Source organism: Gymnodinialimonas sp. JB5-7, assembly GCF_055693405.1.
Map to the genome: position 1 here is coordinate 1,798,540 of NZ_JBVFUX010000012.1, position 24,387 is coordinate 1,822,926.

Consider the following 24,387-nt stretch of genomic DNA (forward strand, 5'->3'; position numbering starts at 1 on the left):
GTGGCCTGCTCACTTCGACCTTTTCGGCCGTTACTGGTTATTGAGGGCAAGTTAACCAGTATTGCGTGACAGGAATTGGGCGAAACGCACCCCAAATATGGCAAGAATGTGGCGCTCTCATTCGCCCTATTATGCCGCGGACAAGGCTGCTTTTGCGTCTTCCAGAATCAGGTCCGAGGCTTTTTCACCAATCATGATCGCCGGTGCATTGGTATTGCCTGAGACGATCTCGGGCATGATCGAGCAATCGGCAATGCGTAGCCCCGAAATCCCGTGAACCCGCAGGCGGGCGTCCACCACTGCATCAGCGCCCTGGCCCATCTTACAGGTGCCAGTCGGGTGATAGATCGACGCCGTATTGGACCGCGCCCAATCCAGGGTCGCATCATAATCGTCGATGTCGAGCGAAGGGTTCGGCCGGTATTCCTCAGAGATTTTTGAGGTCAGCGGGGCGTGCCGCGCGATGGTGCGCGCGATATTTACGCCCGCCACAACGGTCCGGCAGTCTGTCTCGGTCGACAGGTAGCGCGGGATGATTTTGGGATAGTCACGTGGATTGGCTGAGTTCAACCTGATTTCGCCTTTGCTTTCAGGCCGAAGCTGGCAAACCGACATGGTGAACGCACTGAATTTATCCGCTCCTTTGCCGGGGTTTTCGGCCGACAATGGCTGCACGTGGAACTGAATGTCAGGCGTTTCGACACTGTCATTCGTGCGCATGAAGCCGGTCGCAAGGCTTGCCGCCATCGTCATTGGACCGGCACGGAACATCAGATATTTCAGGCCGATACGCGCTTGCCCGACGAGGCTGGAAACCTCGTCATTCAAGGTCGGTTCATTGCACTTGTAGACCAGACGCGCTTGCAGGTGATCTTGGAGGTTCTTGCCGACACCTTGCAGATCTTGGACCGTTTCGATCCCGTGTTCGGCGAGCTGTGCGGCCTCACCAATCCCGGACAACATCAGAAGCTGCGGGGAATTGATCGAGCCGCCGCACAAGATCACTTCGCGACCTGCATTGACGACCTGAACCTGACCGCTGCGATCGGTATATTCCACGCCGGTCACGCGCTTTCCGTCCATCCGCAGGCGATCAACTTGTGCGTGCGTTACAATTTGCAGGTTTTCGCGGCTTCGCGCCGGTTTCAGGTAAGCCACAGCCGAGCTGCAGCGGCGCCCATTCTTGGCAGTAAGCTGGAAATATCCGACGCCCTCTTGCTCGGCGCCGTTATAGTCCGGGTTGAACTTGTAGCCAGCGGCCTGCGCGGCGGCGACCCATGCATCCGTGATCGGGCGCTGGATGCGCATGTTCGACACCGACAAGGGCCCTTGATCGCCATGAAATTCGTCTGCCCCACGTTCATTGCGCTCAGCTCGCTTGAACAGCGGCAACACGTCATCCCAACCCCATCCGGCATTCCCCATCTGGCGCCAGCGGTCATAGTCCTGCGGCTGTCCGCGCACGTAGAGCAGCCCGTTGAGCGATGAAGATCCCCCAGAACCTTGCCGCGCGGCCATTCAATCGAACGCCCGTTGAGGCCCGGATCAGGTTCAGTTTTGTAGCACCAATCGACACTCGGATTGTGAATGGTTTTGAAATATCCGACCGGAATATGGATCCATGGGTTCCAATCGCGCCCTCCCGCTTCAAGCAGGATCACACGATTCTTTGGGTCCGCCGAGAGTCGGTTTGCCAGCACGCAGCCCGCTGAACCGGCGCCGACGACCACATAATCCGCTGAAAGTTCCGCCATTTTCCGGGCCCTCTGCATAGAATCGGTGCGAAATGAAGTTTTCACTTGCCAGCACGACCATAAGTTGAGCAAGATTGAGACCACAAGTATCAATTTTGCGCATTATTGGGAGGTAATGGAAATGAAGGCTTCAAGAGTCCTCAGCCAGGTTTCGCGCAGAGACTTGATGAAACTGACAGGCACCTATGGTCTGTCGTCGGTCATGATGGGAGCTGCGACGCTTACCGGTGCGGTTACTCTGCCGTCGCTGGCACGCGCTGTCGAGTCCACGTACGACCGTCGCTATGGCACCACCGCTCGTTACGAGCTCAAAATGGGCGCCGCTGGCTTCAACCAGCGCAACCTGTTGATCGAGCGCGCCGGCGTTCTGGAATTCGCCCGTGACCTTGAGGAGCGCACCGACGGTGAGATCCGCATGGAATTCATCGGCGACAACCAGATCTGCGGCCAGCTGAACTGCCTTGAGCGGGCTCAGCTTGGTGTTGTCGACTTCTACTCGGCATCCACACAGAACTCTGCCGGCTCCGCGCCGTACCTGAACGTTCTGGACTATGCGTACATGTTCCGCTCGCGTGCGGATCAATACCACTTCCTCTACAGCCCGGAATCCATGCGCCTCCTCCGTGAGCCGCTGGAAAGCCGTCACGGTGTGAAATTCCTCTTCAGCCACGCAGAACTGCGCGGCCTGCAGATGGGCGCATCGTTCCAGGATCGTGAAACTGTCACGACGCTGGAAGAGCTGTTCGGCACGCGTAACCGTGTGACGGGTACACAGCTTGGCCGTATCGCCATGAACCTGATGAACCTCAACCCAACGCCGATCGCGTGGGAAGAGACCCTCGACGGTCTGCGTCAGGGCCTCGTTGACGGTGCAGAAACCTGGGCCTCCGCTGTGGCATATGCCAACATGAGCCCTGTGGTCAGCCAGTCGGTCGACCTGAAGTTCTTCTGCGGTACCGAGCACACCGGCATGAACGCCGAACTGTTCGACAGCCTCGAGCCACACCTTCAGGACGCCATCATGGAATCCGCGTACTTCACGCAGGTTCACGTGCAGGCAGCCAACGAAGCGGCTCTGGTCAACACCGTTGGCTTCACCGATCCGCCGATGCCCGGCACGATCTTCGCCGAGAACAACGTGCGCGTTGCCAAGCTTGGCGACGACCAGATCCAGATCGCCCGTGAGATGTGCTCGCCCGAGTACAACCCCGAGCCCTGGGCTGAATGGCGTGAGCGTCTCAACAACTGGGCCGGTGGCGCAGACACGTATCAGGAGATCTTCGACATCGCGCGTCAGATCCCCGAAGATACGCTGGCTGAGAACGTCGAACCCCGTCGTTGGTGGCGCGGCTGATCCGACCTTTCGGATCAGATGCAAAATGATTGACGGCGACCTTCGGGTCGCCGCTTTCCCTAAGCCAAGCACCATTCCAAAGCGATTTTCGACGAGCCACCGCATGGGGGCTTTTCAAAGACCGTTCCAAGCAGGACACTCAAGAACACCTGCACACCATAACTTTCAAACGCCGGGAGGGGCCGATGGGAGATATCTTCAACGGTATCGGGGAGATACTTGCAGCTTTCGCAGATGGCGATAGCTGGATGATCAGCGAGGCATTGGACGCCAGTGGCGCCTGGGCCTTGGGATTGGCCATACTGTTGGTCGGCGGGTTCATCGTTATGATGATCTACCGCTTTGTGCCGTTCCTCGAACGTCACCTTGAAGGCTATGTCATGGTCATCTCGTACCTGACCATCGGTGGCATCATCTTTTTCGGGGTGATCCAGCGGTTTGTTCCGGGGATGCTTGGCCTCGACTTTTCCAATACGCCCGAATGGCTTCGTCCCTGGCCTTGGACCACGACACTGCCGCCCTTCCTGTTCCTGGTGATGACTTGGGTGGGATGTAGCTACAACGTGAAGTTGCGCACGCACCTCGCGTTCAGCGAGTTTCGTACAAACCTGCCGCGCTTCGGCCAGATGTTCATGCTGACCGTGGATGCGGTGCTGTGGATCGGCTTCTCGTGGGTTGTCATCGTCACCGGCAGTCGCATTGTTGCGAACGCCGCCTCCAACTTCCAGCTGGTGCCGGGCATGAATGACGTCATGCAGTGGTGGTTCATCCTAGCCGTGCCCGCATCCTTTATCTTTCTCGTGGCGCGCGTCATGGAAAACTGGCTCGAGGACGCGCGGAATTTCCGGTCGGGTGACGACATTATCAAGCAAGCTGTGATCGGAGGTGACACATGAGCGACGGTACACTCATTACGTTCATTTCGCTGGGCGTCACCTTTCTGTTCATGATGGGCGTGCCCGTCTTCCTTGTGATCGGCTACTGGGTCATCGGCATGTCCTTCGTGCTCGGCCTGCCACTCGACAACATTGCCGCGGCGCTTAGCCGGGTTTTCACCGACGGCTTCGCACTTCTGGCTATGCCGCTCTTCATCCTGACCGGTGACCTCATCAACCGCTCGGGCATCGCAAGGCGATTAACTGATTACGCCTATGCCTGTCTGGGCTGGGTCAGGGGTGGCCTTGCCATGGCAGCCCTTGGGGCGTGCGGCCTGTTCGCTGCAATCTCCGGCTCCAACTCCGCCACAACGGCGACCATCGGCTCAATGCTTCACCCCGAAATGGTGAAGGGCGGCTATGATGAGCGCTTCTCGGCCGCAACGGCTGCTGCAGGCGGTACGGTGGGTATCATTATTCCGCCGTCGATCATCTTCATCGTCTACGGCTTCCTGATGAACCTTCCGATCTCGGACCTCTTCGTTGCGGGGATCATCCCCGGCACGCTGATGGTTCTGGCGATGATGACCGCCTGTTTCCTGGTCTGCTTCAAGAACAAGTGGGGCCACATCATCAACCTCGACATCATCCGCGTGATGAAAACGGGCGTTGGCGCATGGTTGGGCTTCTTCGCCATTGGCCTGGTGCTTTGGGGCATCTACACCGGCAAGTTCTCTCCGACTGAGGCGGCCGGCGTGACCGTGGGCTTCTGCGTGATCGTGGGCTTCCTCTGCCTTGCCATCACCAAGATCGTTTCGATCAGCAATCCGGCCTTCGCCACCCGCGAAGACCGTCCGGTGGATGAACGCAGCTTTGGCGGCATGCTCGTCGTGAATGGCTTCGGCCCGCTTGAGCTGCCGTCGATCACGATGCGCTCGGCACAGATCACGGGCATTCTTGCGCCGCTGATCGCCGTGTCCGTTGTGATGCAGCAGATCCTGTCAGTTCTGGGGGCGCAGGCCTTCCTGACCGAATTCGTGACTGGCATGGGCGGCTACTACGCGGTTCTGTTCACCGCAATGATCATCGTCTTCATCTCGGGCATGGTTCTGGAATCGTTGCCTGTGACGATCATCCTTGCGCCAATTCTTGCGCCCATCGCACACGATATCGGTGTCGAGCCGGTGCAGTTTGCAGTGATCTTCCTTGTGGGTGCGTCCATCGGGTTCATCACGCCGCCCTATGGTTTGAACCTTTACGTCGCATCCGGCGTTACCGGGGTGCCATACTTCAGACTGCTCCGTTATACGTGGCCCTATCTGATCGCGTTGATCAGCATCTGGATCATCGTGGCACTGGTGCCGTCGCTTTCGACGATGCTGCTGCCGGATCTCTAAGGACGGCGCAATGGACGGCGAGCGTGCACGCGAAACCATACCCACCAACCTCCGGCTCCTGATGGTGCTGGAGGAGGTGGCGCGCGCCGGCGTCCCTGTGACCCCAACCGAGGTGAACGCCAACCTCGAATTGCCGAAGCCCACGATACACCGGCTGTTTTCCACGCTGGAGGACGAGGGCTTTCTGCAACGCGACATGGACGGGCGCACCTATTCGCCCGGCCCCCGGATGCGGTCACTTGCAGCCTCTACAATGTCCAGCCTGCGCATTCGGACCGCACGGCAGGCGATCCTGAAACGGTTAAGCCGAGAGATTGGCGAGACATGCAACATCGCCCTGCCAGACCGTGATGCGATGATCTACCTTGAGCGTGTCGAAACGGAATGGCCACTGCGGATCCAATTGCCCCAGGGCTCCCGCGTGCCGTTCCATTGCACGGCATCGGGCAAGATGTATCTCAGCTCACTCGCGCCGAACCATTTGCAGCGCTATCTCAATGCGACCACGCTGACCGGCCAGACGGACAACACGATCACAGATCGCGACGCGCTTTTGGCAGAGCTTGGGGATGTCAAACGCAATGGCTATGCCCTGGACCGCGAAGAGTTCATGCAAGACATGATCGCCATGGCGGTGCCTATCCTGGACACCAACGGGCGGCTGATGGCGACCTTGTCTTTTCACGCGCCAACCCAGCGGTTCACCACCGATCGCGCTTTGACGTACATCGACGCCTTGCGCGACGCCTCGTCTGAGCTTTCGCTGTTGATTGAGGGCGAAATCTAAGCCCGTTTCGCGGCTGGATGACCCTGTTTCACCTACACCTTGCACGCCCGCATGCCGCGACCTGTGGGGACAAATTGCTAGGTGGTTACAAAAAGCCGTGCCAAGCTTCCCGAAAAACGAAGACCAAAAGGGAGATTGGAAATGAGTTTTCACCTGAAGACAGCGGCAACTTTTGCCGCACTCGCCATGACGGCAACCAGCGTGACCGCGCAAGATATCACGATGAACGTGGGCTTTGGCGCGCCGGAAGATCTCGCTCTACGGCCGCTTCGGCGCGATTTTTGAGGAGCTGGCCGAAGAATATACCGGCGGCTCTGTTGATGTGCGCCTGCGGTGCTGCAACCAGATTGCGACTGAAGATGAAGGCTTCCGCGCGATGCAGCTTGGCACCGTGGATGGCTTCTTCATCACCGCCAACAACGTCTCGCCCCACTGGCCGCTGATGGATGTGACAGTTCTGCCATACATCTTCCAGGACACGTCGCACATGGCCCGCGTGATCGACGGTGAAGTGGGTGACTTCATCCGCGCGCAGCTGCTGGAAGATACTGGCGTGCATCTGCTGTCCTTTGGCCCCGCGCTTTACCGCGACTTCTACAACTCCGTTCGCCCGGTCGAGACTATGGCCGATATGGAAGGTTTACGCATCCGCACCCCCAACAACGCGGTGATGCTGGCCACGTTTGAGGCGTTCGGCGCAAACCCCGTGCCGCTGGCATGGTCCGAGACGCCGACTGCCTTGCAGACCGGCACGGTGGACGGGGGCGACAACGGAACCTCCTTCATCCGCGACATGAGCTTTTATGAGTTCATGCCGAACCTCGTAATCCTTGAACACTTCGTGGCGATGGCGCCGCTCTTTGCCTCCTCCTCGTTCATGGAACGCCTGAGCGAAGAGCAGCGGGAGCAGATCATGCGCGCCGCCGTCGATGCCGGAAACCGCTTCAGCGAAGAAGTCCGGACCGAGACGGAAGAAGTCCGTGCTTGGCTTGTTGAAGAAGGTGGCATGACCCGCACCGATCCCGACCGCGCGGACTTCATTGCCGCCGCCCAAGTCGTGCAGCAAGAAGTGGCCGCAGAACGCGGGCAGGAGTTTGTGGATCTGGTCAACATGATCAACGCCGCCGCCGAATAAGGCGCGCGACCTCAAGCGGGGCCGCCTGACCCGGTGGCCCCGTTCTTTTCGACCTCACGCCAAAGGGGACAGGCGATGGGCGTTCTCAGATGGCTGGAAAAACACTTTGAAGAGGCGATCTGCTGCATCGCCCTTGTCGTCATCGCCGTCGCGGTCTTCGCGCAGGTGCTGGCACGTTACGTCTTTGAGATCGCGCTGCACTGGACCGAAGAGACAGCCGCCATCGCGATGGTGTGGGCCGTCTACATGGGCGCCTCACTTTGTGTGCGTGAACGCTTCCATATTCGCATTCTTGTCGCGGTTCAGGCCTTGCCGACCGGCATGGGCAAATTTGTAATCCTACTGGCCGACCTCGCCTGGGCCTTTTTCTGCGTGATCATGCTGAGGGTCTCGTGGGAATACCTGACAGTCCTGTGGCAGTTTCCCTCCCGCTCCCCATCGCTCCGGATCAACGAATTCTACCCCCAGACGATCCTCGTGATCGGCTATGCGCTCATGCTGGCACGCCTGCTGCAGACCTATGTTTTGTGGTTCCGTGACGGCGCCGAAGGCTTGCCGGGTATGCTGGTTGAAGACGGCGATGCCCCGGATGAGGAGCATCTGTTTTGAATGAGCTTCTGATCCTTGCGCTGGTCTTCACCGTATTGGTGGTGATGGGCGTGCCCTTGTTCGCGGCTGTCGGCCTCACTACGGCGCTGGCGCTTTTCCTGATCGAAATCCCCTACACGCTGCTGGCGCAGACAGGCTATTCCAGCCTCACGCCTTTCCCGCTGCTGACCATTCCCCTGTTCGTCCTTGCTGGGCGATTGATGGAAACGGGCGGCATGGCGAACCGCATGATCGGGATCGCCACAAAACTTGTCGGCGCCTATCGCGGATCGATGGGCCTGGTGACAGTGTTCGCCTGCATGCTTTTTGGCGCGCTCTCGGGCTCCGGCCCCGCGACGACCGCCGCCATCGGCTCGGCCACCGTGCCTGCGATGAAGAAGGACGGCTACGATGTGCCGTTTGCGGCCGCCATCACGGCCAGTGCGGGCGCATTAGGCAGCCTGATACCGCCGTCAAATCTAATGATCATCTACGGGCTGGTGTCTGAGACCTCGATCCCGCGTCTGTTTCTCGCGGGAATTCTGCCGGGCGTTCTGGTGACCGGCTTGCTGATGCTCACCACCTACCTGATCGCACGACGGCGTGGATATGGCGGTGGCGGGGACCCGTTCATCTGGGGCCCATTCCTGAGCGCAGCATGGGAAGGTAAATGGTCCATCGGCGCACCCGTCCTGATCCTTGGAGGCATCTATGGCGGGATATTCACTCCAACCGAGGCCGCAGGAGTGGCCGTGTTCTATGCCCTGTTCGTCGGCATCTTCATCTACCGCGAACTGACGCCCAAAAAAGTGCTAGAGGCGCTGCGGTTCACGGCGCTTCTCACCGGCATCCTCATCTTGCTGACGCCCACGCTGGCCTTCGGGCAGTTGACCGCCTTCTACGATGTGCCCGCTGCCGTGCAGGCAGGCATCACCTCAATCACCACGAACCCTTTCCTGGTGCTGATGCTGATTGGAGTTTTCTACATCTTCATCGGCACCTTCATGGAAAGCCTCGCGCAGATCGTTCTGTTCACCGCTGTGTTTCTGCCGCTGGTCACGTCCCTTGGCATTGATCCTGTGCTGTTCGGGATATTCACGGTCATCACCTGCGAGATCGGCTTTCTGACCCCGCCGCTAGGCGCAAACCTGACGATCGCCTCGCGCATCTCGGCCATTTCGCTGGAACGCATTTCGGTCGCCGTTTTGCCATTCATCGCGGCCTATATCGTGGGCATGATCATCATAATCCTGATCCCTGAACTCACACTGGCCCTGCCCAACTGGGTCTATGGCCCTGCATCCGTGAGGTAACACCGATGTTCGACACGATCCTGAAAGGCGGAGAGGTTTACGACGGCTCTGGCGCTGCGCCAAAGATCACGGATGTTGGCATCAAGGACGGCATGATCACCGAAGTCGGGCCGATCAACGCCGATGCGGGCGATGTGATCGACGTCTCCGGCCTCGCCGTTTCCCCAGGCTTTGTCGATATGCACACCCATTCCGATTTCACGCTGATCGCCGATGGCCGCGCGGAAAGTCAGGTGCATCAAGGGGTGACGACCGAGGTGATCGGCCAATGCGGGATCTCCTGCGCACCGGTCTGTTCGCACAAGGCGATCCGCCAAGTCTCACCGTGGTTCACCGAGAAGGCCAAGCACCGCAAATGGCTTGGGTTCGGCGAGTATTTGGACGTGCTGGATGACACCGATCTGGGCGTCAACGTGGTGGCCTTTGTGGGCCACGGCACAATCCACCGCGCCGTGTTGGGGGATGAGTTGCATGCGGGCGAGCCTGATGATGTGGCCGCCATGGCCAAGCTGGTTGATCAATGCATGGAAGAAGGGGCAGGGGGCTTTTCCTCTGGCCTGGAATATTTCCCCGGCATCCTCGCCGCCCCCGATCACCTCGTGCCCATGGTCGAGGTCGCTTCGAAATACGGCCGCCTCTACGCCACCCATGTCCGCAACCGCGATACGGAATATGACCTTGGTTTCACCGAAGCCATGGGCACCGCTCGCCAGGCCGGTGCCCGACTGCAGATCAGCCATATCCAACCCAAATTCGGCGCGCCGGGCCATGCGATGGAACATACGTTGGAGATGATCGAACTGGCCCGGCAGCACGACGGCGATATTGCCTTTGACGTGATCCCGCACGATTGGAACCACACTCTGATGGCTGCGATCCTGCCGAAATGGGCGCAGGCGGGCTCCATCGACGATGTGCTCAAACGACTTGCCGATCCAGAGATGCGCGACCGCATCAAGGCTAACCCCAAGCCGATGTGGCTGATCGTGAAGGCGCGGCAATGGAAAGACATCGTCCTGCTGAACGCGACCGAAAACAAGCATCTTGTCGGCGCTGATTTCGAGGAAATCGGGCGCATGCGCGGAGTGGATCCCTACGACGCCGTCCTCGATATTCTGCTGGAAGAGGGCGACAACCTGATGGCCACGATGTGGTCCTCCAAGAGCTTCCGCAATTCGGATGTGGAGCTATGCCTGAGCCAACCGGAATGCGCCGTGATCTCAGACACGGTTGCCATCGCCAACGATGGCATTCTCAGCGATCATATTGGCTCACTCAGTGGTTACGGATGGGCTGCGCGTTTCCTGCAATACTACGTTCGTGACCGGGGCATCCTTAGTCTCGCAGAGGGCCTGGCGAAAATAACGTCGGTGCCTGCCAAGCGCCTCGGTCTGAAGGGGCGCGGCCAACTGAGGCCCGGTTACCACGCCGACATCTGCGTTTTCGACCCTGCCGCGATTTCCAGCAACGCAACTGCCCGGCACCCGCGCCGCTATGCCTCGGGCATCGCCCATGTTCTGGTCAACGGTGCGCTTTCCATGCGCAACGGGCAGCGGACGCCGTCCAATAACGGTCAGGTCCTGCGCGAGTTTCAGAGGGCCGGTTAACGCGGCCTGATCGTGGTCAGCCTGATATGGCTTTGCGTCTCAGCCACCTCGGGCAATGCACGGATACGGTCAAGAACGGCGTCCAGCTTGGCCAGGGACGCAACGCGCACTTCGGCCACCAAATCGAACGTTCCACTCAACGTGTGAATGTCGAGGATTTCTGAAATGCGTTGCAGCGACCGGATTGCGACCCGCCCGTCGTCAGCGTTCAAACGGATCAGGGTAAATGCGCTCACCTGCGCGTCCCCCTCACCAGGTGACAGCTCAACAGTGAAGCGGCTAATCACGTTCTTCTTCAGCAATCGGTCGACCCGGTTCTGAACAGTTCCTCGGGAAACCCCAAGTGCGCGCGCCAAATCAGTGGCTGAAGCGCGCGCATCACGTGTCAGCAAATGCAGCAGCTTTTGGTCGAGGTCATCCATCAATCCACTATCGGGCGCATCTGACAATTTGTCAAAAAGCTAATAAAATGCGCAAAGAAATCCCGTTTTGATTGGCACCCTTTTGCGGTCAAATGCCCAAAAGCAGTGGCAAGCAGGGGCAATGACATGCAGAAAATCGTGGTGCTTGGGCTGGGCAAAGTGGGCACGCTGGCGGCTGAGCTGCTGCATGCGTCCGGGTTCACCGTTCTGGGCATAGACGTGATCCCGCGCGGTGATCTTCCCTTTCCGGTGCGAACCGCCGACCTCACCCACACAGATGCAGTTGAGACGCTTTTCGCAGAACAGGACGCGGTGCTGTCCTGCCTGCCGTTCCACCTCAACATACCACTCGCCGAAGCGGCCCACCGCACCGGCATCGCCTATTTCGACCTGACCGAAGACGTGCCAACGACCAACCGCATCATCGCGCTCAGCAAAAGCGCCAAGCGCCTGATGGCGCCGCAATGTGGGCTGGCGCCGGGCTTTATCGGCATCGTGGGCGCGTCGTTGATTGCAAGGCTCGATGACTGCCGGTCCTGCAAGATGCGGGTCGGAGCCTTGCCACAACACCCAACCGGCCTGATGGGCTATTCATTCAATTGGTCGCCGGAAGGCGTGGTGAACGAATACCTCAACGATTGCGAAGTGATCGAAGAAGGGGAGCGCAAGATGATCTCCCCCATGGAGTGGATCGAAGACATCTATATCGACGGCATGAAGTTGGAGGCTTTCACGACCTCAGGCGGCCTTGGCACGATGTGCGACACCTACAACGGCCAAGTCGCCAATATTGATTACAAGACCATGCGCTACCCGGGCCATGCGAAGCTGATGAATTTCTTCTTCCACGAGCTTCTGATGCGGGAGCGGAGGGACGAGGCCGGCGCGATCCTCGTCAACGCCAAACCGCCAGTCGACGATGACATTGTCTATGTTCACGCATCAGCCGAGGGCACACTGGACGGTGCGCTGCGACGCTTTGAATTCGTGCGCGGATATCGCCCGTTGGAGGTTGCAGACAGACGGCGCACCGCAATTTCGTGGACGACCGCAGGCTCGGTTGTGGCAGTGATCGAGATGGTGCGCGACGGCAAGCTGCCCGCCACCGGATTTTTGAAACAGGAAGACATCGCGCTCAACGACTTCCTCGCCACGCCAACGGGCGGCCTTTATGCGGCCTAGCGCCAATCGTCGAGATGGCTTGGAAAACGACGCGGCATCAGACCCGCCTGGAACCAAGTGATCATGGAGTGGATCGAATAGACGGGCCGCCCCACATGCGCCCGGATGTCGGCGGCGAATGGCACCATATTGGTGCATTCCAACAGGATTGCTCCGGTTTGCGGATGGGCTTGGATCAAGGCATCGGCGGCCTGCACCAGGTCAGCCCGGCAGGCTTCAAAGTCGATTTCGGCCTCGTCTCCCAAAATTGCCCGCGTGAACTCCATACCGCCATCCGTGCCCATGATGGGCGTGCCCTCAGGCACGCGCGCTGCCTTCAAATGCGCATCGGTAAGTGTTTCCGCCGAGATAGTCAGAACGGAGACGTGCTGATCCTTTGGCAACGTCGCCGCGATCATTTGCGCCTGCATGAGGGACGAGGTCGCAACCGGCACCCCAAGCGCGTCTGCCAATTCGTCCTGCAACAGCGCCAGGAATCCGCAATTCGTTGCGATCCCGTCGCACCCCATCGCAACCAATTCGCGCCCCGCTGCGACGAAATCCTCGATCCGTGCCGTTGCATCGCCGCGCACCACGTTGTCCGGCGTCGCGCCGCGCACCACCCTGTACTGGACCGGGAAAGGCCAGCTGAGCGCATTGCCAATATCCCCAGGGATGCGCGGGAACTGTGTCTCCAGCATCAGGATGCCGACACTTGCGCCGTAAACCGTCTTGCCGCCGCGGGTCTTTGAACTGTTTGGATGGGTCATCTCAACTTGCCCGAACGTAGATCTGGGAAAAGGCGTTTCGAACAGCCTCGGTCGCATCTTCTTTCCGCATTTCGATATGGGCGCGCAAGGCTGCAAGGGCACGGTCAGCATGGCCAGCCCGCATAGCCTCAAGAATGTCACGATGTTCCGTCATGCGAGAGGAAGACCCACCGTCTGGACCCATGTTCAGTCCAATCATCCGAACATATCGGATGCGTCCATTGATGTTGCTCAGCATCCGCTCAAGCTCCGCATTGCGCGCCAGCCTGATAAGCGACATGTGAAAATCCTCATCCATCTCAAGCCGCGTCAGGCGATCAGTCGTTCTTTCATAGAGCGGCTCAGACGCATCGAGTTCTTCGAGCATGCCCGCGATGTCCCCAGCCTCCGCGCGCTGCATCGCAAGGCGCAAACCTTCGCATTCAACAGCCGCGCGCGCCTCATAGAGGTCGAGGATTTGCTCGGGCGTCAGCGCCCGACAGAAGAACCCCTGACCCGCCGTAAAGGTCATGTAGCCTTCGGACACCAGGCGGTTCAGCGCCTCACGCAAGGGGGTGCGGCTGGCGGCCAGCCTCTTGGCCATCGCACCTTCAATGATGCGCTCTTCTGGCCGGATTTCAAAATCAGCGGCCATCTGGCGCAATTGCGCGGTGAGGCGATCAACGATGTTGTCGGACATGGTGCTGCTGGCCCCTTCGTGATGCGTAAGCCGACCCAAAGCCTGTGCAGTGACTTGCATTCAACTCTGTATACAGTTTTGAATGCAAGCAGCCAATACGGAGATCTCGAAGATGTCGAACGAATTGAACGGGGCCGACGCGCTGGTCGGAATGCTCAAGGCGCACGGGGTTCGGCATATCTTTGGTCTCTGCGGTGATACCTCGCTTCCTTCTACGATGCGATGCGGGCCCATGGCGGCCACATTCGGCATGTCCTGACGCGCGACGAACGGTCTGCCACTTACATGGCCGATGCCTATGCGCGCGTCACGGGGCGGCCCGGCGTTGCTGAAGGCCCTTCCGGCGGCGGTGCAACCTACATTCTTCCGGGCCTGATCGAGGCCAGCGAATCCAGTTACGCGGTGCTTGGGATAACCACCGACATATCAGTCGGGACCTATGGGAAATACCCGCTGACCGAAGTGGACCAGAACGCTCTCATGGCGCCTGTGACCAAGTGGAACCAGGTCATCGTTCAGGCGGCCCATATCCCCCGCATGGTGCGCACGGCCTTCCGGGCCATGACGACGGGTCGTTCGGGCGCGGCGCATCTGGGTCTTCCCTATGACATCCAATACGATCCTGTAGATCCCTCAGACATCTGGGCCGACCCCAAACATGCGAGCTTTCCAGCTTACCGCCAAGCCCCCGAACCCGGCGCGGCCGAGGCGGCGGTTGATGCGATCCTGTCTGCGAAATCTCCGCTCATCGTCTGCGGTGGCGGCGTGGTCATCGCAGGTGCGATGGAGGACCTCGCGCGTCTGGCCAACCGCCTCGACATACCGGTTGCCACGTCAATCTCCGGCCAAGGTGCGCTTGGCGACAATGACTCGCAATGCGTCGGTGTCGTGGGCTCCAACGGTGGCACGGATGAGACCTGGGAGATGATGGAGGCCGCTGATCTGGTGATCTTCATGGGGTGCCGAGCAGGTTCAACCACGACTGCCCGGTGGGAAGCTCCCAAACCCGGCGCCCGTATCGTGCATTTTGACAATGACCCGATGGTCATTGGCGCGAACTACCCCACAGAAGTGGGCGTTTTAGGCGACCTACGCCTGTCGCTGGCTGCTGTGAACGCAGCCCTCGATGCAAAGGGCCAGGGCGCGGCGACCTTCGGGGGGCTCAAGCCGTAGCGAACCTCAAAGCCCGCAAATTTGCCCGCTTCAACAAGCTCGCGGAAAGTGATGAGGCCCCGATCCGTCCCGAACGTATCGTAGCAACCCTCAACCGCATCCTCCCCGAAGATGCCACGATCGTGTCGGACCCGGGTACAAGCTGCCCTTACTTCTCCGCCTACTACCAGCAAGCGCTGCCAGGGCGCTTTTTCATCACCAACCGCGCCCATGGGGCGCTCGGCTATTCCCTTTCGGCATCGCTTGGCGCGTGGTTCGGGCGCCCGGCGTCCAAGACCGTTGCCCTGATGGGTGATGGCTCTTTCGGGTTCACCTGTGGCGAGTTGGAGACGATCACGCGCGCCGGTGCAGACATCACGTTCATCGTCTTCTCAAACGCGAATTTCGGGTGGATCAAGGCCAGCCAGATGGCGGACAAGGGCGCGCGTTACTACAACGTCGATTTCAACCGAGTGGATCATGCCGCGGTTGCGGCGGCCTACGGTGTGAAATCGTGGCGTGTGGAAATCCTTCGGACCTGCAAGCCACCTTGCAAAAGGCCATCACAACCGACGGGCCAACGCTGGTCGACATCGTCACCCAACCGCTGGAAGAGGCCGCGGCCCCAGTCCGTCGCTGGATGGGCTAGTCGCGTGTCTCCTGCTTGGCGATCTCTTCCAGCAACAGGTCCAGAAAGCTCCGCCCCAGGGTCGACAACGGCCGATCCTTCGACGTGATCACCATCATGTCCATGGAAATCCTTGGCTCGAACGGGCGTGTCACGAACCCGCCCACCTCATCATATTTCAGTAAGAGGGGGTCCAGCAGGGCGACGCCCATACCTTCCTTCACAAAGCTCAAGATGTTCTTGAACAGGTGCGAATGCACCCGCACGGACCAGGGCACACCCGCCGAATGAAAGGCTTCACGCGTGCGACGGTGGCTCATGTGATCCGGCCCCATCGCGATAAAGGGCTCACCCGCCAGCAATTCGGGCGTCAGGATCGGATGTCGCGCCAGCGGATTGTCGGCGCGCATGGCCACTTCCATTTCGAGGCTGAACGGATGCACGTCCAGGGCATCATAAAGCAGCGGCGTCTCACACACGCCCACTTCAAACAAACCCGCGACCACCCACTCCTGCACCTTGGGCGAGTATTGCGACTGGAAAGAAATCGACATGTCCGGGCGGTCCTTCGCAAACTGCGCGATCAGGCGCGGCATGAACCCAAAGGACAGTGCGTGTTGAGAGGCGACCTGCAGCTGGCCACCTTGCTTGTTCTGAAGGTCTGTGATCGCTTGGGCCACATGGTCAAGCCCACGCACGACCGTATCAACCTCCTGATACAACACGCCTGCCTCGGGCGTGGGGATCAAACGGCCGCGGACCCGCTCAAACAGCTTGAACCGCGTCTCGCGCTCCAACAGCGCGATCAGGTTGGATGTGCCGGGTTGTGAGATGCCAAGGACTTGCGCCGCCCCAGTGACGGTGCCGGTCTCGTATATGGCGTGAAACGCCTGAAGCTGTCTGAATCGTAGGGCCATCCTTCATGCATATCATTTTTCCTTATGAGTGTGCCACAATATGGTATTGGAAATGATGCGTGATCCCCTTCAACGTGTAGCAGCTTGGGGAGCGCGCATGGCCGATCACCAACAGATCATCACCGGGTTCAAGCTGTGGCACCTTGCCCTGCCTGCAGAACGCGCGCCGTGATCACGGCATTGGTTCGGTCGAACACGCGGTTGAAATTGTCGTGCTGCGCCTGACGTCTGAGGGTGGTGTCTCGGGCTGTGGCGAAGCCTCGCCATGGGTTGTTTTCACCGGCTCGGCTGAGGCCAGCTATGCAGCCTTGGATCGCTATTTACGCCCGATTGTGGTGGGGCGATCCCTATCCGACCACGCGGCAATCATGGACCAGGCACACTCGGCCGTCGCCCATTGCACCGAGGCCAAGGCGGCGCTGGACACAGCACTCTACGACCTGAGGGCACGTCTCGTCGGGCTCCCGGTTTGGGCCCTTTTGGGCGGACGGTGCCGCGCCCGTATCCCGCTTTCATGCTCCATTGCCGATCCGGATTTCGCCAAGGACCTGATCCTGATGGAACGCTTGCGAGCAGACGGCGTGCGCATCATCAAGCTGAAGACCGGGTTCAAAGGCCATGCCTTTGATATGATGCGTCTGGAACGGTTGCGCGCGGATTATCCAGAATTCGATATCCGCGTCGATTACAACCAAGGCCTGCACCACGACGTCGCGCTGGCCTGTGTGAAAGACGTGGCCCAATTCGCGCCCACGTTCATCGAGCAACCCGTTAAGGCGCATCTCCACGATCTGATGGCCAGAATCCGCGATAGCGTGGATGTGCCATTGCTGGCCGATGAAAGCATCTTCGGGCCGGAGGATATGGCGCGACTTGACGGAATTGCTGATGGCGTTTCGGTCAAGATCATGAAGACAGGCGGCCTGGCCCGCGCGCAAACCGTGGCGCGCATCGCCGCGGCCAAGGGCCGTTCAGCCTATGGTGGTGACATGTTCGAGTCCGGATTGGCCCATCTTGCCGGTACGCACATGATCGCCGCCACGCCAGAGATCACGCTGGGATGCGAATTCTATCAAGCCAGTTACTTCCTGAACGAAGACATCCTCGCCACGCCATTCCCCGTCGAAAACGGTCATGTCGTAGTTCCGGACGCGCCTGGACTGGGGGCTGAGGTCAACGAAGACATGCTGGCCAAATACTCGGTGAGGGTCAGCGAATGAGCGCCCTAATACGTCGCAGCCGCCCGCGCCGCCTGATCGTATTGCCCGGCCATCAACCGCAGAATGCGGCTCAAACGGCTGACCTGATCCCGTTCGATGCCCAGTTCATCCAAAGCCTCAAGCAGCAGAGAATTTCGGATATCGCGGTATTTCTCACACACCTCCGCACCGGCATCCGTCGTCTGAACGGTCTTCTCCTTGCCCTGCCGCCCCTCGGCCACAAGCCCCGCCTTGCGCAGCTTTTTGACCGAGTAGTTCACGGTGTGCGTATCCTCGATATTCAGCACCAGACAGATGTCGGCCAGCGTCTTGGCGCGCCCGCGATGGTGCGTGGAATGCAGCACCAGAACGTCCAACCCCGACAGGTCCGGATGCCCGGCAAGCGCAATCGCGCGCATCATCCATCGATGAAATCCGTGATTGGCAAGCGTCAGCCCAAACTCGAATTCCGAGACTTCGGGAAAGCCGCTATCGGCCAGATGCGCGGAGGAAACGACGTGCTTGAGATCGGTATCAGCCATGAACTCAATCCTGAGCAACGCAGAGAAAATGTCAACAAAATGTTGACGAAATACGATTCACGTCCAAAGATGCGAGTCGAAACTGAGGAGGGCGCAGGTATGCGGCCATGGATTGCAATGCCGGGAAGCCGCGGATGACGGCGCATCCTACCGTCGTGATCGGGGCTGGCATCGTGGGGGTCTCCACCGCGATCTGGCTGCGCCGCGCGGGGGTTGAGGTGACCCTGGTCGACCGCGGCGCGCCGGGGCAGGGCACGTCTTACGGCAATGCGGGCGTTATCGCGAACTGCTCCATGGTACCGGTGACCACACCCGGCCTGATCAGCAAGAGCCCGAAAATGGCGCTCGACCCGAACTTCCCGCTCTTTGTGCGCTGGTCCTATCTGCCGAAGATGCTTCCTTGGTTGATGAAGTATCTCAGCAATGCAAATGACGCCGACACGCGTCGGATCTCGAAGGGCCTTACGGAAATCGTAGGCGACGGCGCCGTCCAGCACCACGCGCTGTCCGACAACACGCGCGCATCTGAATGGGTCGTGGATAGCGACTACACCTTTGGCTACGCCGACCGCGCTGCGTTTGAGGCCGATGCCTATGTCTGGGGCCTAAGGGGCGAGGCCGGGTTTACGCCTGAGATCATCGAAGGCCCTGCCGTCCGGGAATATGAGCCCAATCTTGGGGACGGCGTCCAATGCCTCGCCGTTTTGCGCGACCATGGCCATATCCGGAACCCCGGCGGCTATGTCGCCGCTCTGGCCGAGGAGTTTCAGGCGCTCGGCGGGACATGGCAGCAGGCCGATGTCCGGGACTTCCGGTTCGAAGGGGATAGGGTCACAGCTGTGGAGACCACAACTGGCTCAATCCCATGCTCGGACGTCGTACTGGCGACAGGGGTCTGGTCCAAGCCATTGATGCAACGACTTGGCCTGACGATCCCGTTAGAGACCGAGCGCGGATATCACATCGTCTTTGAGGGCGCGACCGGCGGCCCTTCCATGCCAATCATGCTGGCCTCCGGCAAATTCGTCGCCACCCCGATGGAGGCGGGGCTTCGCTGTGCCGGCGTCGTGGAATTCGGTGGGCTGGAAGCGGGACCTTCGAAAGCCCCTTCGCCCTTCTACGCAAACAGGTGGCCCGCGCCTTCCCGCATCTCAAGGCCGCGAATGAAGTCGAATGGCAGGGCCACCGCCCCGCGCCGTCCGATAGCCTGCCCCTGATCGGGCAGGTCGGCCAAACTGGTGTCTATGTGGGCTTCGGCCACCACCATATCGGCCTGACCGGCGGCCCCAAGACTGGCCGCCTCCTCGCGCAGATGATGACCGGCCAGACCCCCAACATGGACATGAGCCCCTACGACCCCGCGCGTTTCGCGGGCTGAGAGATAACAACAAGAGCAACCAACACGAGACTTCAACAAGGAGAGAAGACAATGAAAACCACCCACATCGCGGTCTGCATGGCCGCAGCCATGGTCGCCGTCCCGGCCGCTGCCGAGACCTGGGATATGCCGATGGCCTATTCGGGCTCCAACTTCCACTCGGTCACTGGTGCGGAATTTGCCCAGTGCGTAACCACCGGCACCGGCGGCGAAATCGAGATCGTGACGCACCCCGGCGGCTCGCTTTTTGCGGGCGCAGACATCAAGCGCGCGATCCAGACCGGTCAGGTCCAAATCGGCGAACGCCTTCTGTCTGGTCACCAGAACGAAGACGCACTCTTCGGCTTCGACTCGATCCCCTTCCTCGTGGGCTCCTTCGATGAGCATGCGCTCTTGTGGGAGGCCGCCGAAGGCCCGATCCGCGAGCTTCTGGAAGGCCAGAACCTGCACCTTCTCTACTCCGTGCCGTGGCCACCGCAGGGCCTCTACTTCAATCAGGAAGTGAACTCGGTCGCCGATATGGAAGGCATCCGCTTCCGGTCGTACAACAACGCAACGAACCGTCTGGCCGAGTTGACAGGTATGTTGCCGGTGACGATCGAAGCCGCTGAAATCTCCCAAGCCTTCGCAACTGGCGTGGCCTCTTCGATGGTGTCGTCCGGCGCCACTGGCTACGACCGCCGCGTTTGGGAAAGCCTCAGCCACTTCTATGAGGTCGATGCCTGGTTGCCGCGCAACTACATCATGGTGAATGGCGACGTTTGGGAAGGCACGTCTGAGGCCAACCAGAACGTCATCAACGCCTGCGCCGAGCTGGCCGAATATGCAGGCACATGGCGTGCGCGGGAATATACCGGCTTCACGCTGGCGGGCCTCGCCGCCGGTGGCATGACGGTTCAGCCCGCAGGTGATGCGCTGATGGACGAGTTGCGCGCGATTGGTGAGACCATGACCCAGGAATGGCTGGAAGCCGCAGGTGAAGAAGGTCAGGCAATCATCGACGCCTACCGCGAAGCCGCCGCCGCAGCAGCGTCCGAATAAGCGAACGCTCTCAACAATGGGGCAGGCCGAGACCATCGGCCTACCCATGATCGCATTCTTTAGACAGGATCACCTGACATGGGCGCCCTACGCTCCTCCCTCGACTGGCTCTACCGCGCCTCTGGCGTTCTGGCCGCCCTGTGCCTGATCGGCATTCTCGGCATGATCGTGGCCCAGATGATCGCCCGCTGGATCGGCGACATCTTCCCCGGCGCGCCGCAATATGCAGGCTACCTGATGGCCGCAGCGAGCTTCCTTGCCTTCGCCAATGCCCTGAATGGTGGGGCCCATATTCGCGTATCGATCCTGTTGAACGCTGTGCCGCCCAAGATCAAATGGGTGCTTGAAGTCTGGTGTTTCGGGATCGCCACCGCCGTAACCGCCTATTTCGTCTACTACGCCTATTGGTTCGTCTACTGGTCCTGGCGGTTTAACGAAGTGAGCCAGGCGCAAGACGCCAGCCCCCTTTGGATCCCGCAATCGGTGATGGTGGTGGGCGGCGTGATCCTTCTGATCGCGTTTGTCGATAACCTCCTTTCCGTCCTCTTCAAGGGCGACCACCGCCTCGGCAGCAATGTCGTCGATCAGAGCTTTGGGGAGTGAACTGATGACCGAACTTTACGCCATCATCCTGTTCCTCTTCGTCCTCTTCCTTCTGCTTGGCACCGGCGTCTGGGTTGGCATCGCGCTGATGGGCGTGGCTTGGGTCGGGATGGAGCTGTTCACCACGCGCCCGGTAGGCGACACCATGATCACAACGATCTGGGCGACGTCGTCCAGCTGGACCATCACGGCCCTGCCGCTGTTCATCTGGATGGGTGAAATCCTCTATCGAACGCGATTGTCCGAGGACATGTTCAAAGGCCTCTCGCCCTGGCTCGCACGCCTGCCGGGTGGCCTTGTCCACACGAACATCGTGGGCTGTACAGTTTTCGCAGCTGTCTCTGGCTCGTCCGCGGCGACGCTCACAACTGTGGGCAAGATGTCGATCCCCGAACTGCGCACACGCAATTATCCCGAACACATCGTCATCGGCACGCTCGCTGGTGCCGCCACTCTCGGCCTGATGATCCCGCCCTCGCTGGCGCTGATCGTCTACGGTGTCGCCGTAAACCAATCCATCACCGAGCTGTTCTTCGCGGGCGTCTTTCCCGGCCTCGTGCTGGCGCTGATGTTCATGGGCTATGTGGCGATCTACTCCGTCCTCTCCCGCGGATGGGCCCCCACAATGGAAACGGCGATGAGCTTTGGCGAAAAGCTGAAGAATTCCCGCTTCCTGATCCCCGTGATGCTCCTGATCCTCGTTGTGATCGGTTCCATGTACACGGGCACGGCCACCGCGACCGAGGCCGCCGCCATCGGCGTCATCGGCTCTCTGGTGCTGGCGGCCAGCCAAGGCTCGCTCAACTGGGGCAGCTTCCGCGAAAGCCTGATGGGCGCCACCCGCACTTCGGCCATGATCATGCTGATCCTTGCGGGCGCGGCGTTCCTGAAGCTGTCGATGGGCTTCACCGGCCTGCCACGCGCCCTGGCCGACGGCATCGCAGTGATGGAGCTGACACGCTTCCAGCTTCTGATGATGCTGCTCGTTTTCTACATCATCCTCGGCATGTTCCTCGATGGCATCTCCTCGGTCGTGCTCACAATGGCCGTGGTGGAGCCCATGGTGGTTGAGGCCGGCATTGACCTGATCTGGTTCGGCATCTTCGTGATCGTCGTGGTCGAAATGGCGCAGATCACGCCGCCCATCGGGTTCAACCTGTTCGTCCTGCAAGGCATGACGGGCCACGAGATGGGCTATATCGCCAAGGCCGCCCTGCCGATGTTCCTGATCATGGTGCTGATGTGCTTCATCCTGATCTGGGTGCCAGATCTGGCCATGTGGCTGCCCGAGACCATGCGCTCCGGTCCGTCATGACGCCTCTCTACCGGGCGCTGGAATTCTGCGCCCGGCATGGCCGGTGGGGTCTGGTGGTGGGGCTGGTCTGCGGGCTGGCCCTTCCCGGTCTGGCGGCGGCAATGCGGCCATGGCTGCCGCACATGGTGGCGGGGCTTTTGTTCATCACGGCCTTCCGCATCGGCTACCGCGCCTCGGTCGGGCAACTCACGGCCCTGCCGCGTGTCCTGTCCGAGGTGCTGGTCCTCCAACTCTGCCTGCCACTTCTGGCCTTCGCCCTGTTTTGGGCGCTCGGCCTGTCCGGCGCCCTTGCGGCCATGGCCATCGTTTTGATGCTCGCCGCCCCGTCCATCAGCGGAAGCCCCAACTTCGCGATCCTCATGGGCCAGGATCCGGCCCCCGCCATGCAGATCCTCGTCGTCGGAACGGCGCTGTTCCCGCTGACAAGCCTTCCCGTTTTGCTTCTGCTCGGCCCGGCCTTTGGCGGGATTGGCGGCGTGATCACCACCGGCCTCAGCCTGATTGTCATCATAGCATTGGCGACGGGCGCAGGCTTTGCCCTGCGTGCACGCCTTCTGCCGCAACCCAGCCCCGCGCATATGCAGCGCCTCGATGGCTTGGGCGTTCTGGCCCTGGCGATCATTGTCGTGGGCCTCATGGCCGGGATACGTCCAATCCTTGATCAATCGCCACTGGACCTTGCAGGCTGGGTCGCCCTCGTCTTTGCTGCCAATTTCGGCTTGCAACTTCTGGCATCTCGCGTGACCCGAAACCTTGTCCCGACCGCGCGTGCAGGCCCCCTCAGCATCATCGCAGGCAATCGAAATGTGGCCCTTTTCTTACTGGCCTTGCCAGTCGACGTAACCGACGCCCTGCTGGTGTTCATCGGGTGCTATCAACTGCCGATGTACCTGACACCCTTGCTGATGCGGCGGTTCTTACCCTCTGACTAAGACAAGACCATTTGGTATTTCTCTTGCGCAATTTTTGCGGAAATGGTTCTATATTGGTATCTTATTGGAGCGACCCAATGGCCATCACTGATCTCCTCCGCGATGCCCCACCCTTCGCTCCGGGCAATGGCCCCCGCTATGTGCAGCTGCGTGACCAGCTCAGCGCCGCCATCGAAAAGGGCATTCTTGCCCCCGGCAGTGCGCTGCCCTCGGAACGCGAAATCGGAACCCTTACCGACTTGTCCCGTGTCACTGTCCGCAAGGCGATCCAGGACTTGGTCGAAAGCGGCGTCGTTGTGCAAAAGCAGGGCTCCGGCACGTTCGTGACCCAAAAGGCTGAACGCCTTCAGCAATCGCTGTCCCATCTCACATCGTTTTCGGAGGAGATGGCAAAACGCGGCCTCCAAACATCTGTGCGCATGTTGGAGCAGAGCATTTGCCTGCCATCGGCTGAAGAAATTACGGCGCTAAACCTACCAGACAACGCCTCGGTCGCGCGACTTGCGCGCTTGCGTCTGGCTGACAATCGGCCACTTGCGGTGGAGCGGGCCTCCCTTCCGCTCGACATCCTCGCGAACCCCATGCAGGTGACAACATCCCTCTACGATGTGCTGGACCAGAACGGCACACGCCCAGTCCGCGCCGTGCAACGCATCTCGGCGATCAATCTGGGCGCGGCGGATGCCCTCTTGCTGGATGTGCCGGATGGGGCGGCTGGCCTCCACATCGAGCGCTTGTCTTATCTGGCCTCGGGCCGCGTTGCGGAACTCACTAAATCCGTTTTTCGCGGTGACGCCTACGACTTCGTCATCGAAGTTCGTGTTTGAAAAGGTCTGAT

General features: G+C 60.1%; 20 protein-coding genes and 3 pseudogenes. 17 read left to right on the forward strand and 6 right to left on the reverse strand.

Annotated features, from left to right (window positions below):
* Positions 1-129 precede the first annotated feature (129 nt).
* A pseudogene (locus tag ACZ1HK_RS17570) lies at positions 130-1,754 on the reverse strand (GMC family oxidoreductase).
* A 121-nt stretch (positions 1,755-1,875) separates the two neighbouring features.
* Between ACZ1HK_RS17570 and ACZ1HK_RS17575 the strand changes: the two are divergent.
* The 8 genes from ACZ1HK_RS17575 (at position 1,876) to ACZ1HK_RS17610 (ending at position 10,810) form a co-directional block, all read left to right on the forward strand.
* On the forward strand, positions 1,876-3,108 hold the full coding sequence (locus ACZ1HK_RS17575) for a TRAP transporter substrate-binding protein (RefSeq protein ID WP_472630869.1): 1,233 nt from the start codon (positions 1,876-1,878) through the stop codon (positions 3,106-3,108).
* Between the two features lie 185 nt (positions 3,109-3,293).
* Positions 3,294-4,004 (forward strand): TRAP transporter small permease, encoded by a 711-nt coding sequence (locus ACZ1HK_RS17580; protein WP_472629778.1) that lies wholly within the window; start codon positions 3,294-3,296, stop codon positions 4,002-4,004.
* Positions 4,001-5,380: a TRAP transporter large permease gene (locus ACZ1HK_RS17585; protein ID WP_472629779.1), complete on the forward strand. Its 1,380-nt coding sequence runs from the start codon at positions 4,001-4,003 to the stop codon at positions 5,378-5,380. The genes ACZ1HK_RS17580 and ACZ1HK_RS17585 overlap by 4 nt, the downstream gene beginning before the upstream one ends.
* Positions 5,381-5,390: 10 nt before the next feature.
* Positions 5,391-6,167: an IclR family transcriptional regulator gene (locus ACZ1HK_RS17590; RefSeq protein WP_472629780.1), complete on the forward strand. Its 777-nt coding sequence runs from the start codon at positions 5,391-5,393 to the stop codon at positions 6,165-6,167.
* A 235-nt stretch (positions 6,168-6,402) separates the two neighbouring features.
* Positions 6,403-7,302 carry a TRAP transporter substrate-binding protein gene (locus tag ACZ1HK_RS17595; protein ID WP_472629781.1) on the forward strand — a complete coding sequence of 300 codons (900 nt, stop codon included), beginning with the start codon at positions 6,403-6,405 and terminating at the stop codon, positions 7,300-7,302.
* Positions 7,303-7,377: 75 nt separating this feature from the next.
* Positions 7,378-7,911, forward strand: a complete 534-nt coding sequence (locus tag ACZ1HK_RS17600; protein WP_472629782.1) for a TRAP transporter small permease — start codon at positions 7,378-7,380, stop codon at positions 7,909-7,911.
* Positions 7,908-9,203 carry a TRAP transporter large permease gene (locus tag ACZ1HK_RS17605; RefSeq protein ID WP_472629783.1) on the forward strand — a complete coding sequence of 432 codons (1,296 nt, stop codon included), beginning with the start codon at positions 7,908-7,910 and terminating at the stop codon, positions 9,201-9,203. The genes ACZ1HK_RS17600 and ACZ1HK_RS17605 overlap by 4 nt, the downstream gene beginning before the upstream one ends.
* Before the next feature lie 5 nt (positions 9,204-9,208).
* On the forward strand, positions 9,209-10,810 hold the full coding sequence (locus ACZ1HK_RS17610; RefSeq protein WP_472629784.1) for an N-acyl-D-amino-acid deacylase family protein: 1,602 nt from the start codon (positions 9,209-9,211) through the stop codon (positions 10,808-10,810).
* On the opposite strand, the gene ACZ1HK_RS17615 is transcribed toward ACZ1HK_RS17610, so the two are convergent.
* The gene (locus ACZ1HK_RS17615) at positions 10,807-11,232 is read right to left on the reverse strand and encodes an Lrp/AsnC family transcriptional regulator (protein ID WP_472629785.1); all 426 of its coding nucleotides are present in this window, start codon (positions 11,230-11,232) and stop codon (positions 10,807-10,809) included. The genes ACZ1HK_RS17610 and ACZ1HK_RS17615 overlap by 4 nt on opposite strands.
* 126 nt (positions 11,233-11,358) lie before the next feature.
* Between ACZ1HK_RS17615 and ACZ1HK_RS17620 the strand changes: the two genes are divergently transcribed.
* A complete protein-coding gene (locus ACZ1HK_RS17620; RefSeq protein WP_472629786.1) occupies positions 11,359-12,414 on the forward strand; it encodes a saccharopine dehydrogenase family protein in 1,056 nt (351 codons plus the stop codon).
* Here ACZ1HK_RS17620 and ACZ1HK_RS17625 read toward each other — a convergent pair.
* Both ACZ1HK_RS17625 and ACZ1HK_RS17630 read right to left on the reverse strand, forming a co-directional pair.
* A complete protein-coding gene (locus ACZ1HK_RS17625) occupies positions 12,411-13,163 on the reverse strand; it encodes an aspartate/glutamate racemase family protein (protein ID WP_472629787.1) in 753 nt (250 codons plus the stop codon). The genes ACZ1HK_RS17620 and ACZ1HK_RS17625 overlap by 4 nt on opposite strands.
* A 1-nt stretch (position 13,164) precedes the next feature.
* Positions 13,165-13,842 (reverse strand): GntR family transcriptional regulator, encoded by a 678-nt coding sequence (locus tag ACZ1HK_RS17630; protein ID WP_472629788.1) that lies wholly within the window; start codon positions 13,840-13,842, stop codon positions 13,165-13,167.
* Between the two features lie 112 nt (positions 13,843-13,954).
* On the opposite strand from ACZ1HK_RS17630, the pseudogene ACZ1HK_RS17635 reads away from it, so the two are divergent.
* A pseudogene (locus tag ACZ1HK_RS17635) lies at positions 13,955-15,643 on the forward strand (thiamine pyrophosphate-binding protein).
* On the opposite strand, the gene ACZ1HK_RS17640 reads toward ACZ1HK_RS17635, so the two are convergent.
* Positions 15,640-16,539, reverse strand: a complete 900-nt coding sequence (locus ACZ1HK_RS17640; RefSeq protein WP_472629789.1) for a LysR family transcriptional regulator — start codon at positions 16,537-16,539, stop codon at positions 15,640-15,642. The pseudogene ACZ1HK_RS17635 and the gene ACZ1HK_RS17640 sit on opposite strands and share 4 nt — an antisense overlap.
* 143 nt (positions 16,540-16,682) lie before the next feature.
* On the opposite strand from ACZ1HK_RS17640, the gene ACZ1HK_RS17645 reads away from it, so the two are divergent.
* Positions 16,683-17,759: an enolase C-terminal domain-like protein gene (locus tag ACZ1HK_RS17645; protein WP_472629790.1), complete on the forward strand. Its 1,077-nt coding sequence runs from the start codon at positions 16,683-16,685 to the stop codon at positions 17,757-17,759.
* A gap of 5 nt (positions 17,760-17,764) precedes the next feature.
* Here ACZ1HK_RS17645 and ACZ1HK_RS17650 read toward each other — a convergent pair whose 3' ends face one another.
* Complete coding sequence (locus ACZ1HK_RS17650; RefSeq protein WP_472629791.1) at positions 17,765-18,280, reverse strand: winged helix DNA-binding protein; 516 nt, start codon at positions 18,278-18,280, stop codon at positions 17,765-17,767.
* Between the two features lie 134 nt (positions 18,281-18,414).
* On the opposite strand from ACZ1HK_RS17650, the pseudogene ACZ1HK_RS17655 reads away from it, so the two are divergent.
* The 6 genes and pseudogenes from ACZ1HK_RS17655 to ACZ1HK_RS17680 all read left to right on the forward strand — a co-directional run bounded on the left by ACZ1HK_RS17655 (position 18,415) and on the right by ACZ1HK_RS17680 (position 24,376).
* A pseudogene (locus ACZ1HK_RS17655) lies at positions 18,415-19,658 on the forward strand (NAD(P)/FAD-dependent oxidoreductase).
* A gap of 51 nt (positions 19,659-19,709) precedes the next feature.
* Complete coding sequence (locus tag ACZ1HK_RS17660; protein ID WP_472629792.1) at positions 19,710-20,699, forward strand: TRAP transporter substrate-binding protein; 990 nt, start codon at positions 19,710-19,712, stop codon at positions 20,697-20,699.
* Between the two features lie 78 nt (positions 20,700-20,777).
* Positions 20,778-21,302, forward strand: a complete 525-nt coding sequence (locus ACZ1HK_RS17665) for a TRAP transporter small permease (protein ID WP_472629793.1) — start codon at positions 20,778-20,780, stop codon at positions 21,300-21,302.
* A 4-nt stretch (positions 21,303-21,306) separates the two neighbouring features.
* Positions 21,307-22,617, forward strand: coding sequence for a TRAP transporter large permease (locus ACZ1HK_RS17670; protein ID WP_472629794.1), 1,311 nt, complete (start codon positions 21,307-21,309; stop codon positions 22,615-22,617).
* Positions 22,614-23,549, forward strand: coding sequence for a hypothetical protein (locus ACZ1HK_RS17675; protein ID WP_472629795.1), 936 nt, complete (start codon positions 22,614-22,616; stop codon positions 23,547-23,549). Before ACZ1HK_RS17670 ends, ACZ1HK_RS17675 begins: the two co-directional genes overlap by 4 nt.
* A 77-nt stretch (positions 23,550-23,626) precedes the next feature.
* Positions 23,627-24,376, forward strand: a complete 750-nt coding sequence (locus ACZ1HK_RS17680; RefSeq protein ID WP_472629796.1) for a GntR family transcriptional regulator — start codon at positions 23,627-23,629, stop codon at positions 24,374-24,376.
* Positions 24,377-24,387 lie beyond the last annotated feature (11 nt).